The following is a 14,506-nucleotide window of genomic DNA, read 5'->3' on the forward strand; positions in this document are numbered from 1 at the left end:
GAAGAGGAACTCGACACGTTTTCACACACCCCCTTCACAGCGCTCATTTCTGATCGCGCAGGAAGCCGGCGGCGTCGACGAAACGGCGATACTTCACGACATCCGAGGCGAGAACCTGGGCAAGCTCGGTGGGCGTACCCGACATCTTCTCGGACGACTCCAGGTACCTGTCGACCGCGCCGCTCCTGTAGACGTCCGACACCGCAGCGCTCAGCCTGGCCACAATCTCGTCGGGCAGGCCGCGCGGGCCGAACAGCGCGATCCAGACGTCGATCTCGGGCTCTTTCAGGCCCCACTTCGACACCGTGGGAACGTCGGGAAACGCCGCCGACGGATTCTTCGAAGCAACCAGGAGCATCCGCACCGCGCCGCTGTTGATCTGCGGCCGCAGGTCGGCGGAGGGCAGGAAGCCGACGTCCACCTCGCCCTTGACGATGCTCATGGCCACCTGCGAGCCGCTGCTGTACGGCACGTTGACGAAGTCGATTCCCAGTTCCTTGCCCAGCCAGTAGGCGCAGTAGTGGGTGGAGTTGCCAACGCCGGTGATGGCCATGCTGATCGACTTGCCGGCCTTGTGCGCGGCGATCAGCTCCTCCATCGACTTGTAGCCGCCGCCGCTGCGGGCATAGAGGAACAGCTGGTACTTGTGCAGCGCCGCCACGGGCGTGAAATCCTTGACCGCGTCAAACGGGCTCGGCTTCATCGCCAGCGGCGCGATGGCGATGGCCCCCGACGGGGTCAGCAGCAGCGTGTAGCCATTCGGCTCGGCGCGCGCGACGAAGGCGGAACCGATGGCGCCGCCGCCCCCCGGCTTGTTCTCCACGATGAGGGGGACGCCCAGCGAGGTGCGGAGCTTGTCGGCGATCGCGCGCGCGATCACGTCCGTCGAGCCGCCCGCGGCATAGGGCATGACGATGGTGATCAGCTTCGACGGATAGGCCTGCGCGGCCGCGTCCTTCATGCCGACAAGGGCCGCGCTGCCCAGCGCCCCTGCGAGCACCGTCCGTCGACTGGCCGTGCCCGCCGATTGCTTCGCTGTCGTTTCCAGCTTCACGTCTCATTCCCTCTCGTTTCGTGCGAACACGTCGCTTACGCGTCCGGCGTGAAAATGTTGACCATCTCGCCGGCGGTCACCCGGCCGCCCAAGCCGAGCGCGTCGATCTCCTGGAGCCTCTGCAGCGTCGCGCGATCGGCCGGTGTGTTGGCGACGAAACGGCTGCCGCCCTCCACCAGCCTGCCCAGCACGACGCCGCGCTCGGGGCCGTCGGGACCGTTGAGGACCGTGTAGCTCTCGATCTTCGCCGATCCCGCCGGCGCGGGATTGAGGGGGACCTTCGGACCCGACGCGACATCGATGTCGGCCTGCAGCCGGTCGTCGTCCGACGACCGCCACGGCGTCGCGGGTCGCACGGTCGAATAGACGCCGGCCGCATGCTTGGTCAGCAGGCCGCCGTTCGCCGTGACCAGACCGTAGCTGCCGGGCCTCGCGCGAACCCGATCGACCATCTCGGCAATCGAATGGCTGACATAGTTGTTGCCGGGGCCGCCGAAGAACGACAGGCCGCCGGTCACGGTGAGGCCGCGCGGGTCGTCGGTGGCGATCCCGATCTCGTCGCACGCCACCTCGATGGCCGAGACGAAGCAGCTGTAGAGATCGAACCTGGAGACCTGGTCGATGCCGATCCCCGCGCTGTCGAGCGTCTCCCGCACCACGCGATGGATGGCGGGCGAGCGATCGAGGCGGCTGCGCTCCGTCGCGAACCACTCGTCGTGGCCGTGGGCGCTGCCGTGCAGGTAGACACGCCTGTCCTGCGGTACGCCCCATTCGTCCGCCCTGGCTTCCGAGGCGACGATGATGGCTGCGCCCTGGTCGACATAGACGTTCGCCGTCATCAGGCGCGTGTACGGAAAACCGACATAGCGGTTCTTTGGCGAGGCCGTGGCGATGTCCTCGGCGGAATAGCCCTCGTTGCGGGCGGCCAGCGGATTGGCCTGGGCAATCGCGGCGAAGCCGGCGCACAGCCGGCCGAGCTCAATCGCCCTCTGTGCCGGCGTCAGCCGCTTGCGCGCCCGCAAGGCCTGCTCGAACAGGGCGTAGATGACGGCCGGCACCCGCATGCCGTGAGCGACCTCCGTTGGGGAATAGAGGACTTCCATTCCGCCCAGCTCGTCGGGCGCGAACGGCGCGTCCTCGCTCCAGTCGAGCGCGAGTCCCGCGCGCTTGGCGTTGCGTTCCGTCCTCTGGGCCTCCGAACCGACGATCAGGGCCGACGAGATCGCGCCCGCCACGATCTGCTCGCAGGCGCGGGTGACCATGCGCTGCGGAACGTCGCCGCCCGACGGCGGGTAGAGGAACTCGCGCGGGCTGGCCCCGATGCGCTGCGCGATCGACCACGGGGCGTTGGCCAGCCTGCCGAACGGCGACTTGAAGGCGGGCACGGTGTCGTTGAAGCTGCGAATGGCGGTGATCGAATCGATCCCGGAAAGAACAGCTGCGGGCGCGCCGGTATCGCGCGCCGCCAGCCGCGTCGCATCGACCATGAGACCGAGCGGCGACCGCGCCACTCCCGGCGCCGTTTCCTTGTCGGTGATCTGGCCGACGCCGACGATGACCGGGTTCCTTCCAGGATCGCTCACTTCACTTCTCCCTTGAAGACGTCAACGCGGCAGGCCGAGCCCCCTGATCGCGATCAGGTTCCGCTGTATCTCGTTGGTGCCGCCGCCGATGGTGTAAAGCAGCGAGTCGCGCAGGCTGTATTCGAACTCCCCCTCAAGCAGCGTCTCGTCGACGGTCGACGAGAGCATCGCGCCCGGCCCCAGGATGTCGAGCGCCTCGCTGGCGAGCCGCTCCAGAAGCTCGCTGGCGTGGACCTTGAGCAGCGCCGCCTCGACCAGGGGGACCTTGCCGCTTTCCGTCACCAGCGCGCTCTGGGCGGCGAGGAGCTGTGTGCCCTGCACGTCCGCGGCGAGCGCGGCCAGCCGATCGCGCAGGACAGGATCGTCGCGCATGGGCCGGCCGTTCCGGCTGGTCGTCTTCACATGCGCGACCAGCCGATCGAAGTAGCCGCGCGCCCGCGCGCCGATGGCGCCGAGCGACACCCGCTCGTGGGCAAGGGCCGCGGTGATGACCTGCCAGCCCTGGTTGACCCCGCCGACGATCGCCTCGGGGGGAAGCCTCACGTCGTCGTAGAAGACCGTGTTGGAGTCGTGGCCGTTCAGCCCGTACATCGGCTGGATCGTCAGGCCGGGCGTCCCCCGCAGGGGAACGATGAAAACGCTGATCCCGCCCTGCTGCGAATCGGGTGGTCCGGTGCGCGCGGCCAGCCAGCAATAGTCGGCAAAGCCCGCCGCCGACGTGAAGGTCTTCTGGCCGCGGATCGTCCATCCCTCGTTCGTCCGGGTCGCGGTCGTCTTCATTCCCGCGAGGTCCGAGCCGTTCGCCGGCTCGCTATAACCGAGCGCGAAGGAGACCTCGCCTCGCCCGACCGCCATCACGAGCTCGCGATGCTCCTCGGAACCATACCTGAGCAGGGCCGGCCCCAGCATGTTGACGGCGGTGTCGTGCCATTTGATCGGGGCGTCGACATAGGCGAGCTCTTCCTCGAGGACGAGGCGCTCGAGGGCGGATCTCTCCTGACCGCCGTATTCCTTCGGCCAGTGGAGAGTGAGCCAGCCCTTGGCCGCGAGCTTCAGGCTGAACGAGCGGTCGGCTCGGATGTGATTGTAGCGGGTCTCCTCCGAAGAGATCCTCCATCCCTTCCAGTTGTCGGCCAGCCACTCGCGCACCTCGAGCCTGAAGGCGTTCACGCGCGAGCCGAAATCGATGTCCGGCAGCCTGCTCGTCGTGCCATCGAACAGGAAGCCGGCAACCTCCCGGCGGGCGGCATACGGTCCGCCCAGCCGGGTCAGGTCGCTGTGGATGCGCCGAAAGTGGCGGGGCATCTCGTGATTCTCCCAGAACGAGATGCCGCCAAATCCATGGTGCAGCTCCATGACGACGGTCCGCAGCGTCTGACCGGCGACCACGGCGGCGGCGGCGCGCGCATAGTCCCGGGCGTCGCCCGGCTCCGACGCCGCCCGATAGATCGCGAGCCGCGTGGTCTCGATCCCGAGCAGGCAATTGGCCAGCTTGTGCTGGATCGCCTGGAACTGGCCGATCTTCTTGCCGAACTGGACGCGCTCCCGGGCATAGGCGACGAGCATGTCGAGGCCCCGGGCAGCCGCGCCCAGCGAGCGCGCCATCATCAGGATCCGTGCGAGCGACGGGATCGCGTCGGTCTTTTCGGCGGCGACCTGAAGCACGACCTCCGGCCTGACGGCGTCGAAGCGGACGCTCGACAGCGCGGGCCGGGAAAGGCCCGGCGTCCGCGTGACGGTGAGGCCCGAAGCGCCCGCCGGCACGATCACGACCTCGCCGGGACGCCCGGTCAGGACAGCGAAGTGGCTGGCGAGCGACGCGTTCTCGACGTAGGCGGCGGGGCCGTGCAGCGTCAGGCTTTCGCCGCTGCCCTCAACGCGAAACCCGGCACCACCTTCTTCGCCGCCGGCAGGCCCGAAGATCCAGGTGGGAACGATGCCGCCGTTGTCGATGCCCCGGACGAGAGACGACCTGTCGGCCGTCTCGCCCGCCGACAGGATGTCGCGCAGCAGCAGCGCGTCGCCGAGCGGGATCGGGCAGGCGGCGCGGCCAAGCTCGTCCATCAGCACGACAGCGAGCGCCAGTTCCTCTTCGCCGGCCGCAAGGCCGATGGAGGTCCACCCCTGCCCGGCCGCTTCCTGCCAGAAGCGCCGGAGCTCGGCCGGATCCTCGGCGAACGCCACCGCCTTGTCGGGCGGCCAGTGCCGCGCCAGCGACCTTCGCGCGGCATCGCGCAGCAGCGCCATGTCATCGGTGTCCCGAAGGACGACAGCTCTGTCGCTTTTCATCTTGGATGCTCCAACGAATCCGTTGTCTCGACCCAAACCCGAAGGGCCGCGTGGAGAGACCTTCTCGCTACGAAATACTGCCTAGTCTCAGATAGAAGGTCTCTCCACTTTGCGCTTCGCGCTCCGGTCGAGACGACGGACTTGGCCATATGCGATAGCCCCACCTCGATTTTCCGGTGCCGGCTCAGGTCGGCGGGATCTTCGCCGGCACGCGCCACACGTCGTTCTTCAGCGCCTCGGTGATGTAGAGGTAACCGTCGCGGAAGACGATGTTCGTCGATCCCATGCCGGCATCCGCCGGGAGCTTGATAACGCCGATCTGGAAGCCGAAGCAGTCGTGGACCACCACCTCGCCGGCCATGTAGTGCGCCGTATAGACGTTGCCCTTGCTGTCGACGAGCATGCCGTCCGGACCGATGCCGCCGGCCAGCGCCGCGAACACCCACGGCACGCGGCCCGGGTTGACCATGCCGGCGCTGCTGAGCGGCACGCCGGTGATGCGATTCATCGCATACTCACCGACATAGAGAACGGTCTCGTCGGGCGACAGCACGATTCCGTTGGGGAAGGCAAACGTGTCGCCGATGAGCTGCAGGTCACCGGTCCGTGACGGCGGCATGTAGTAGACGCGCCCGATGGGACGGATGACGCTCGATCCGTTCGGTTCGGTGAAATAGACCCCGCCCTGCCTGTCGACGATGACGTCGTTCAGGCCACGGAAGCCTTGGGTGCCGTAAAGGCTGCGCAGCGTGGTGAGTTCCGAGCTCCGCGGATCGAAGGACACCAGCGCCGACCGCGTGGTGACGATGAGCTTGCCCTCCTTGTCGAAGCGCGTCCCGCCGGGGAAGTTCAGGCCGGTCTTGGCGACGGTGCATTGCCCATCCTTCGCGACCTTCAGGATCTCGCCCGCCATCAGGCCGACCATCCACAAGACCCCGTCCTTGTCGAAGTTCGGTCCTTCGAGGAACTTTCCGGCGCCGCAACTGACCACCTTCTCCACTTTGCAGTCGCCGCAGATCTCCGACAGCTTCGTCGCCGACTGGGCGAAGGCGGCCTGAACGGAAATGGTTCCGGACACCACCGCGGCCATGAGAGCCATTGGTCTTAGCATCCGAGTTTCCTCCTGATCTTCTCGCGGCGTTGAGAGCTGTTGCCTATAACATTATAATGAACTGGCAAAAAAGATAGTCCGTCGCCGCCCTGAGGATGAAATGTGATTTCGATATCGCGCCGATCGCCCTATATTGTCAGCACTCGCGCAGCGGAAGCATTCACTCAAAGGTCCACTCGGTGCCTGCCAATCTCTACGAGCAAGTAAGGGACAGCCTGCTCGGTCGCATCACGAGCGGCGAGTTCAAGGCGGGCGACAAGCTTCCAACCGAGGACCTGCTCTGCAAGGAATATGGCGTGAGCCGGATCACCGTTCGGCGCGCCATATCCGAGCTGACGGCCCAGGCGCTCATCAGCCCCCGGCGGGGTATCGGCACCGTCGTGATGAATCGCGTCACCGGCAGACGGGTGTTTCGCCTGACCGGCTTCTTCGGCCAGGGCTCGGGCTTCCGGGTCAAAAAGATCGCCAGCACGACCGAACGGGCGACAGCCGACGTGGCGAAGGCGCTCCGCATCGGCGAAGGCGCCCTGGTCCAGCATCAGCGCTACGTCGCGCTTCACAGGAACCAGCCCTTCACGCTGACGGACGCGTACGACGCCGAGGCCGAAGAGCGGTCGGGGCGGAAGGGCAACGGCAAGTCCAAGCCGCCGCCCAGCCGGCGCGTCGCGCGCGCGGAGCAGGAGCTGATTCCCACCATTTCCGACGCGCTTTCCGAGAAGTATCTCGGGTATCCGGCCGGCCGGCCGATGCTGGAGGCGCGGCGCATCGTCTATACGTCCGACGGCCTTCCGGTCCACTATCTTATCCTGCGCTATCATCCGGACCGTTACCGGTTCTCGGTCGACATGCTGCCGACCAAGGGGACCGCGATCTTCGAAGCGCGACAGGACTGAGGATGGTCGCCGACAATCACTCCATCTTGACGTTGCCCAGGCGGACGATCTCGCCGACGATCGCCATCTCCTTCTTGATCTTCTCCGCCATCTCTGCGGGCGTGCCGCCGCCGGTCTGGTAGCCGAGCTGCTCGATCCTGGCCTTGATCTCAGGCTCCTTCAGCGCCTCGTTGGCCGCGGCATTCAGCTTCAGCAGGATGTCCTTGGGCACGCCCTTGGGCGCAAAGAGTGCGTACCAAACGCTCAGTCGCAATTGCGGATAGCCGCTTTCCACGGAGGTCGGCGCATCGGGAAATGACGGGATGCGCTTGTCGCCCATCACCGCGATGATGCGGACCTTTCCCGAGTTCACGTGGGAGACGTAGGCCGCCGGAAGGTCGAAGGAGATGTTGAGCCTCCCGCCCAGCATGTCGGGCAGCAGGCCGCCGGTGCCACGGTACGGGATCATGTTGAACTTGACCCCCTCCCTCACCTCGACCATGGCGCAGATCAGATGCCCCGACCCGCCCTGGCCCGGCGTCCCGGCCAGGACCTTGTCGGGGTTGGCCTTGGCATAGGCGATGAGCTCCTTCAGCGTCTTCGGGCCGAACCCCGCATTCGCCATGATGGCCATCGGCGAGGTCGTCACCTCGATGATCGGCACCAGATCCTTGTCGGGATCATAGGGAAGGTTGGGGATCAGGAACTTGCTGTTCACGATCGGCGCCGGCGGCGTGAACAGGATCGTGTATCCGTCCGGTGCCGCGTTGGCGACCATCTGGGTCCCGATCGTGCCGTTCGCGCCGGCCTTGAAGTCGACGACGATCTGCCGCCCGAGGCGCTTGCTCATGCCCTCGGCCAGCAGCCGCGCCGCAGGATCGGCGCCGCCGCCCGCGAGGTAGGGCACGATCATCGTGATCGGCTTCATGGGCCAGGCGCCTTGCGCGAAGGCGGCACTTCCCGCCGACGCGAGAACCGCGCAAAGGGCGGCTATCATGAGTTTCAGGCTTCGCATGTTTCCTCTTTGCCGTTCTCGATTCTCATCGCCGGCTGATGTTTTCCCTAATCATCATAACATTATACCTACGAAGCGCAGAGACAAGGTTGCCGTGGCGGTGCGGCGAGAAAACCAGCGTCCTTCGGAAAAAAGGCTTCGCAGAGCGAGTTCGGCATGGACGCACCCGCCTGCCGACGGGCGGTTGCACGACCAGAGTCACTGACGCCGTCTGCGTCGCCAATCATCGAACAGGTTCGCGAAGATCGGGGCGGTGAAACCTCGTCCCGACCCGATAGGAGACCACAGCCCTCGATGACCGCTTCGATCGTTCCTCCGACGCTGCCGACAAGAAGCCGGTGAGGCGCGCTGTTTGCGACCGGCCAGGTTGAGACGATGCCGGGCTTTTTGTACACCATGGCCGCCGTCTCTTCATTTGGTAAGCTGCATCTCTTGCGCAGGTGCCTTCGGATCGGCCACGACTTCTCCAGAGGATGCTGTTCGGCGCGCGACCCGTAGCTTCTCGTTGGGCTGACCTGGCCAGAGGACGGCTGCGCCTCGATCGCCTGAGCCGCGACGGCGGCGGTTCGACTTTCTTGCCCTGGGCTTCGCCCATTCCGCGCGAGGCAAGAAAGTCGTCCCTCCGCCATCCTCCGCGCTGCTCCGGCCCGCAAGCCGGGTGCGGCGTCGATCGCCTCCGGCCTGCAGATCGCCATCGAGCCGCGATGGTCCCCGAGCTCGAAACAGCAAGGAGAAGTCACATGGCCAACATGGGTTCCTTCAAGACGTCCGGCAATGAGTATCAGGGCGAGCTCGTCACCTTCAGCGTCTAGACCAAGGGTGCACATCGTCCCCGAGGCCAACCGGAGCAGCGACGCCGCCCCCAGTCACCAGGTCTATGTCGGCCGCGCCGAGATCGGAGCCGCCTGGTCGAAGCGCTCCGCCGAGGGCCGCGAGTGCCTGTCGCTCAAGCTCGACGATCCGAGCTTCAACGCGCCGATCTTCGCGAACCTGTTCGACGACGCGGACGGCGGAGGGCTCCACCCTGATCTGGTCGCGCAAACGCTGGAAGAACGGCGAGTAAGCCGACGCCCTTAGCCCCACCCGGCCACGGACCTCGGGCAAAAACTTGTTCGTTGTCTTGTTCGTCATCGCTCCCCTTCTCAGGAGTTGGAGCCTCCGACAAACCAGGAGCGGCTCAGCCGTTGATATCAGCGAGATTTCCAGGAGAACTGCGCTCGCAGCCGCTGAGGCGGCTGCAATATCCAGACCTGGAGCCCGCCATCCACAGCGTAGCCTTGCAGATGCCAGGAGTTCGCCTATCTGGCCCGCGGCGCGATACCGAACGCGCGAAAGCCCGTCCCACGATCCAGCGGTAGCCTGGTCATACGGGCGACAGACCAGCCTATCGCAGGCAAGCAAAATGCTTCAGAAAGGTCCCGCCGCCTTGACGACCGATGTCCAGCGATCGACTTCGTTCCTCACGAGATCAGCGAGAGCCTGCGAAGTGCGTTGATCCCCCTGAGGCATATCGGCACCCAATTCAAGCAGACGTCCGCGCACGGTATCGTCGTCCAACGCTCTGCCGACGGCGTCGTTGAGCTTTTCCACGATGGCCTTTGGAGTCCCTTTTGGTGCAAACAGCGCCTGCCAAGCTGACAGCTCGTATTCCGGCAAGCCGCCTTCCTTTGTTGTCGGCACGTCCGGCAAGGCCGGGTTGCGCACTGGTGCAGCGATGGCATAGGCCTTGATCCTGCCAGTGCGCACTTGAGGCACCACGTTCAAGGTCTGATCGCACATGTAGTCGACCCGGCCACGGACGAGAGCCTGCACCGAGGGCATCGCGCCGTCATAAGGGACAAGGCGGGATTTCGCGTGAATCATCTGATCGAACAGAAGACAGGCTGTAAAGGAGATGGAAGCGACCCCGCCATGCGCTTCATCGAGCTTGTAGGGGCTGCTCTGCAGGTAAGCGACGAATTCTTTCAAGTCCGTGGGCGGAAGATCCTTCCTGCCGACGATGACGATAGCGCCGCTTGCCAGAACCGCGATCGGTTCGAAATCGGTGCGGGGATCGTAGGGAAGCTTCGAATACAGCGCCACGGCAGACCCATGGGTGCCCGTGTTCCCGACCACCAGCGTGTACCCGTCCGGCGTCGCCAGCTTCGTGCGCAGCGACGCAACCGTGCCACTGGAGCCCGGATGGTTTTCGACGACCAGCCTCTGGCCCAACGTGCGGGACATGTGGCCAGCCATGATCCGCATGACCGTATCGCTCGGACCGCCGGCTGTCCATGGCACCATGATTGTGATCCGACGGTTCGGATAATCGCTGGCTCTCGCCTCCTGCGCGGCAGCCTGAGGGAGGCAGCTCATGCAAGCCGCAATGGCCATCGAAACGAAACCGAGCGAAAGTCCCTTTCTCTGCCACATGGTCTTCACTCTGGTGAGCTCGCGCGATCTTCTGAAAGATAAGCTTACGTCGATCCAGCTCTCCTCGGTGTTGATCCAGATCAACAATTGCACGCGGCGATTGGACAAATATTGCCTATGGTTTTCTGGAACCGCCGTTTGGTCCGTATCGCGGTCGGTTGCCTGCTGTTGGCAGGCGCCGTGCTGGCGATCCTGCCGACACTGACCGGCTACACGAGCCTGGACGGAACGGTCAACGCGCGTCTCATGGTCGTCTCGGCCCCCATCGCCGGTACGGTGACGGCCACCCCGCCCAAGATCGGCACGCCGCTCGCCAGCGGAGCCGAGCTCCTGGGTATCCGGAACGATCACATCGTGCGTACGGTGGAGGTCCAGATGGAAGCCGAGCTCGAGGCCACGAAGGCACGGCTGAAGGCCGCCCACGCTCAAGGCTCCCGGCTCGCAATCCTGCAAGAGAGCCTTCAGGGGCGTCTGCAGCAATATCAGGCGGCGAGCATCGACAACCTAATGCACGAGATCGCAATCCGACGTCAGCGCATAACTACGGCCGCGGCACTGCGACAGGCGGCCGACGCAGACCTTGCGAGAAAGCAGCGGCTCGGAACCACGGGACTTGTGGCCGACGTCGCCATCGAGCAGGCCCGCGCCGCTTCGATCGCCGCAGAAAATGCCGGCACGATAGCTCAGGCGGAGTTGGAGCGGTTGAGCCAGCAGCTCGATGCCGCAAAACAGGGCGTCTTCATCGGAGAGGGTCGGAACGACGTGCCGTACTCCCAACAGCGCATCGACGAGGTGACGATGCAGCTGGCCGAGCTGGAATTGCGGGAGAGGGAACTGAAGGCCCGGCTCCGCCAGCTGGAGATACAGCACGACGAGGAACACGAACGCAATCGTGACTTGGGTTATGCGGTATTGCGAATGCCCTTCGGTGGCGTGATCTGGCGCAACAACGTTGTCGAGGGCGCGCATGTGATCGAGGGCCAGGAGCTTGTGCAACTGCTGGATTGTCGCGACCTGTTCGTCGACATCCTCGTGTCCGAAGTGGACTACGACGAAATCTATCCCGGACGTGACGCTCAGGTCCGCCTGCTCGGCCGCTCCGACGCTCTCAAGGGGCAGGTCCTGGCTGTCCGCGGCAGCGCGGCCGTCGTCGAAGACGTCATTCTTGCCGCCAAATCCCCGCAAGGCACGGGCAGGAACGCTCGTATCCGCGTTAATCTTCCCGAGTCGGCACTCAATGTCGACTATGCAAACTTCTGCCAAGTCGGGCGCTCCGTTCAGGTCCGCTTCAGCACCCGCTCGCTTCCAATCATACGCTGGTTGAAGGCGCTATGGTTCAGCATTACCTAGAATCGCTCGGCCCGACGCTGCTGGTCGGTGCCTTCTTTCTGATTCTGGTTCTAAACTGGTCGCGCCGCCGAACCTGGACGCGAGCGATCGCATGCGGATTCACCCTGGCGATCGCCTTGCGGTACCTGTGGTGGCGCTATGTCGATACCGTCCTGCCTTACTCGGACGACGACGTGACCTTCTATTGGGTCTGGTTCCTGTTTATCGTCGAGCTGCTGGCATTCACGGAGATTTTTCTCTTTCTCGTAACGATGAGCCGGTACGCGGACCGGAGCGTCGAGGCCGATCGGCTGGAGGCTGCGTCGGCGACGTGGCTCGAAGACGACTGGCCCACGGTCGACGTCTTCATCCCAACCTATGACGAACCGATCGACGTGCTGGAGCGCACCATTGTCGGCGCGCTCGCGCTCGATTACCCCGGCCACAAGCTCAAGGTATACGTTCTCGACGACAAGCGCCGAGACTGGCTCCGGCGATACTGCGAGGAAAAGGGCTCCCTCTACGTCACTCGACCGGACAACCTGCACGCCAAGGCCGGCAATATGAATCATGGCCTGAAAGTCTCGTCCGGTGATCTGGTCGCTGTCTTCGACGCGGACTTCGTGCCATACCGGCGCTTTCTCCGCCGCACGGTCCCCTTCTTCCAGGATCCCACCATTGGCATCGTGCAAACGCCACAGCACTTCTTCAACAAGGATCCGATTCAATCGAATTTGTCCGTCGAGTCGCTTTGGCCGGATGAGCAGCGGCTATTCTTCGACGAGATGGCAGCCAGCCGGGATGCGTGGAACGTGAGCTTCTGCTGTGGGTCCTGCTCTGTCCTACGACGGCGAGCGCTCGAGGAGATCGGAGGGATCCCAACGGAATCGATCACCGAGGATCTGCTCACAACCCTCGCGATGCTGAACAAGGGTTTCAAGACGCGCTACTTGAACGAGCGGCTTTCGATGGGCTTGGCTGCGGAGAACCTCAGGGGCTATTTCGTCCAGCGCAGTCGTTGGTGCCGGGGCGGGATACAGACCCTGTACGCGCGCAGCGGACCCATTCGCGGTCCCGGCCTCAGCTTCTTCCAACGTATCATGTTCATTCCGCTGAGTTGGCTTGTCCAATACGTGGTGCGCTTCGCCATATTGATCGTTCCACCGGTCTATCTTTGGACAGGGGCGGCACCCCTCTATTTCACGGACACTCTGGACATCGTCTACTACCAGGTGCCGGTCCTGCTGAGCTATTTCTTCCTCATGCAGTGGATCACGCCGTCACGGTACCTGCCCTTCCTCTCGACCGCCGTGGGGGCGTTCTCCACGTTTCGTCTCTTGCCCACCGTGATCGCGACCATGATCAAGCCTTTCGGAACTCCCTTCAAGGTCACGCCGAAGGGCAGTGCAGCCGAGCAGGATGCGTTCGACGCCTATACGTTTGCCTGGGTCGCGGCGCTGACGGCACTCACCGCGGCGGGTGTCATCGTCAACCTGATCCCGGAATGGTCACCAATACGCAAGGGCGAGTTTTCTGTCGTAGCGCTGGCCTGGGCCGCCGCGAATATCGTCGTGCTCGTCATCGCCGGCCTCATCTGCTTCGAAAAGCCCCGCCCCTCCTTCGACAGTTTCCTCATTGACGAACCCGCCGACGCCCGTTTCGGTGCGCAAGTTCTTCCGGGACATCTTACCAGCCTGTCGTTGGAACACGGCACCATGGAGTTTGAGCAGGAGCCGCCGGTCGCTGTCGGCGATGAGCTCGTGGTCGAAGCGGCCGGCTTTCCTTCCATGCCCTCGCAGGTGGAGAAGCTCGCGAGGCACCAGGACGGACGACTATTCATACAGTTCAAGAGTAACCTCGACCCGGCAGCGCGGGATCATCTCATCATCAAGCTCTACTCAGGGGACTATTCGCAGGAAATTCGCAAGCTCGACGCGTCGGCAATTGCGGCCGGACTGTGGAAGCGCGCCTTCGGGCGGACGGCGACGACAGTTTAGAGCGCCGAGCCCTTAGCCGGGCGCATCGCCTCTGACGTAGCGGCCGTCCAGCGAAGCGGCAACCCGCACAGCAACGTCTATCCCTTCCTCTAGCCCGTCAGCGGCGTGATCGTTCGCGTCCATACGCGCAATTTCAATGTTAACGGCTAACGGCACGCGTATATTGGTTGATCGGCTGAGGCCGCACGGTGGTGAAGAAATCGGATGCCGCCATCGACCGGTGGATCAAGGACGTGGCGCCGAGCGCAGCGTTGCGCAAATGGTTCGCCGACGATTTGGCTCCGTGGCCGGGTTCCGCCGTAGCTATGCGTCGGAGCTGCGGGACCATTCCGGCGAACTGGCCAGACTACGTGCCCGGGCACGCCGCAGGGCCCTGACGCCGGTCTTTGCCGCCCGCGATGAGCTTCATAACAACGCCGTCGTCCTGAGAAACGTCCTTCCCGGGCGCTGGACGCGAGCGGGAGTCCCGATGTCGCTGGAACGTCTGCTGCATCGTGCGCGGGCATGCACGGTGTGCGCTGTCGACCTGCTGCTCGGAGCACGCCCAGTGCTGCAGCTCGCGAGCTCTGCCCCGGCTGCTGATCGTGAGCCAGGCGCCGGGGCGCAAGGTCCACGAGACGGGCGTGCCGTCGGACGATGCCAACGGCAATCGCCTGCGCGACTGGATGGGGCCCAGGGCCCCGGCGGCACGAACGGTGGTTGCAGCCCGAGGGGGTGAACAAGTGGGGCATTGCTCAGAATCAATGATACGCGGCAGACCACGGACATCGAATTGACAGTACCAAGACCCTACCCCCGACACAGGCGACCGGAACGGTGACGGAGCCGCCGCCTACCATGATGG

At 64.6% G+C, this 14,506-nt stretch carries 10 protein-coding genes and 1 pseudogene; 5 read left to right on the forward strand and 6 right to left on the reverse strand.

The window, feature by feature from the left end; all coding sequences use genetic code 11:
• Window positions 1-43: 43 nt before the first annotated feature.
• From AB7O82_RS00090 to AB7O82_RS00105, 4 genes are all read right to left on the reverse strand, one after another.
• A complete protein-coding gene (locus tag AB7O82_RS00090; protein ID WP_428618314.1) occupies window positions 44-1,054 on the reverse strand; it encodes a Bug family tripartite tricarboxylate transporter substrate binding protein in 1,011 nt (336 codons plus the stop codon).
• Between the two features lie 35 nt (window positions 1,055-1,089).
• On the reverse strand, window positions 1,090-2,637 hold the full coding sequence (locus tag AB7O82_RS00095) for an acetyl-CoA acetyltransferase (protein WP_428553800.1): 1,548 nt from the start codon (window positions 2,635-2,637) through the stop codon (window positions 1,090-1,092).
• Between the two features lie 21 nt (window positions 2,638-2,658).
• Window positions 2,659-4,926 (reverse strand): acyl-CoA dehydrogenase family protein, encoded by a 2,268-nt coding sequence (locus tag AB7O82_RS00100; protein WP_428618316.1) that lies wholly within the window; start codon window positions 4,924-4,926, stop codon window positions 2,659-2,661.
• 184 nt (window positions 4,927-5,110) lie between these two features.
• Window positions 5,111-6,037: an SMP-30/gluconolactonase/LRE family protein gene (locus tag AB7O82_RS00105; RefSeq protein WP_428618318.1), complete on the reverse strand. Its 927-nt coding sequence runs from the start codon at window positions 6,035-6,037 to the stop codon at window positions 5,111-5,113.
• A gap of 179 nt (window positions 6,038-6,216) precedes the next feature.
• Here AB7O82_RS00105 and AB7O82_RS00110 point away from each other — a divergent pair, with 179 nt between their 5' ends.
• Window positions 6,217-6,930, forward strand: a complete 714-nt coding sequence (locus AB7O82_RS00110; RefSeq protein WP_428553808.1) for a GntR family transcriptional regulator — start codon at window positions 6,217-6,219, stop codon at window positions 6,928-6,930.
• Window positions 6,931-6,946: 16 nt separating this feature from the next.
• Here the strand turns inward: AB7O82_RS00110 and AB7O82_RS00115 are convergent, their stop codons facing one another.
• The gene (locus tag AB7O82_RS00115) at window positions 6,947-7,837 is read right to left on the reverse strand and encodes a Bug family tripartite tricarboxylate transporter substrate binding protein (RefSeq protein ID WP_428618320.1); all 891 of its coding nucleotides are present in this window, start codon (window positions 7,835-7,837) and stop codon (window positions 6,947-6,949) included.
• An 827-nt stretch (window positions 7,838-8,664) separates the two neighbouring features.
• Here AB7O82_RS00115 and AB7O82_RS00120 point away from each other — a divergent pair.
• Window positions 8,665-8,987: pseudogene (locus AB7O82_RS00120) on the forward strand (DUF736 domain-containing protein).
• Between the two features lie 344 nt (window positions 8,988-9,331).
• Here the strand turns inward: AB7O82_RS00120 and AB7O82_RS00125 are convergent.
• Window positions 9,332-10,420, reverse strand: a complete 1,089-nt coding sequence (locus AB7O82_RS00125; protein WP_428618322.1) for a tripartite tricarboxylate transporter substrate-binding protein — start codon at window positions 10,418-10,420, stop codon at window positions 9,332-9,334.
• Window positions 10,421-10,453: 33 nt separating this feature from the next.
• Here AB7O82_RS00125 and AB7O82_RS00130 point away from each other — a divergent pair, with 33 nt between their 5' ends.
• From AB7O82_RS00130 to AB7O82_RS00140, 3 genes are all read left to right on the forward strand, one after another.
• The gene (locus AB7O82_RS00130) at window positions 10,454-11,686 is read left to right on the forward strand and encodes an HlyD family secretion protein (protein WP_428618323.1); all 1,233 of its coding nucleotides are present in this window, start codon (window positions 10,454-10,456) and stop codon (window positions 11,684-11,686) included.
• Window positions 11,668-13,662, forward strand: coding sequence for a glycosyltransferase (locus tag AB7O82_RS00135; protein WP_428618325.1), 1,995 nt, complete (start codon window positions 11,668-11,670; stop codon window positions 13,660-13,662). Before AB7O82_RS00130 ends, AB7O82_RS00135 begins: the two co-directional genes overlap by 19 nt.
• Before the next feature lie 136 nt (window positions 13,663-13,798).
• Window positions 13,799-14,380: a DUF488 family protein gene (locus AB7O82_RS00140; protein WP_428618327.1), complete on the forward strand. Its 582-nt coding sequence runs from the start codon at window positions 13,799-13,801 to the stop codon at window positions 14,378-14,380.
• Window positions 14,381-14,506: the final 126 nt, after the last annotated feature.

This window comes from Reyranella sp., from assembly GCF_050185545.1.
Lineage (GTDB): Bacteria > Pseudomonadota > Alphaproteobacteria > Reyranellales > Reyranellaceae > Reyranella.

Coding starts and splice junctions, on each gene's coding strand:
- AB7O82_RS00100 (WP_428618316.1), bottom strand. CDS start 4,926: ATGAAAAGCGACAGAGCTGTCGTCCTTCGGGACACCGATGACATGGCG.
- AB7O82_RS00105 (WP_428618318.1), bottom strand. CDS start 6,037: ATGCTAAGACCAATGGCTCTCATGGCCGCGGTGGTGTCCGGAACCATT.
- AB7O82_RS00115 (WP_428618320.1), bottom strand. CDS start 7,837: ATGAAGCCGATCACGATGATCGTGCCCTACCTCGCGGGCGGCGGCGCC.
- AB7O82_RS00130 (WP_428618323.1), top strand. CDS start 10,454: ATGGTTTTCTGGAACCGCCGTTTGGTCCGTATCGCGGTCGGTTGCCTG.
- AB7O82_RS00135 (WP_428618325.1), top strand. CDS start 11,668: ATGGTTCAGCATTACCTAGAATCGCTCGGCCCGACGCTGCTGGTCGGT.
- AB7O82_RS00140 (WP_428618327.1), top strand. CDS start 13,799: ATGTTAACGGCTAACGGCACGCGTATATTGGTTGATCGGCTGAGGCCG.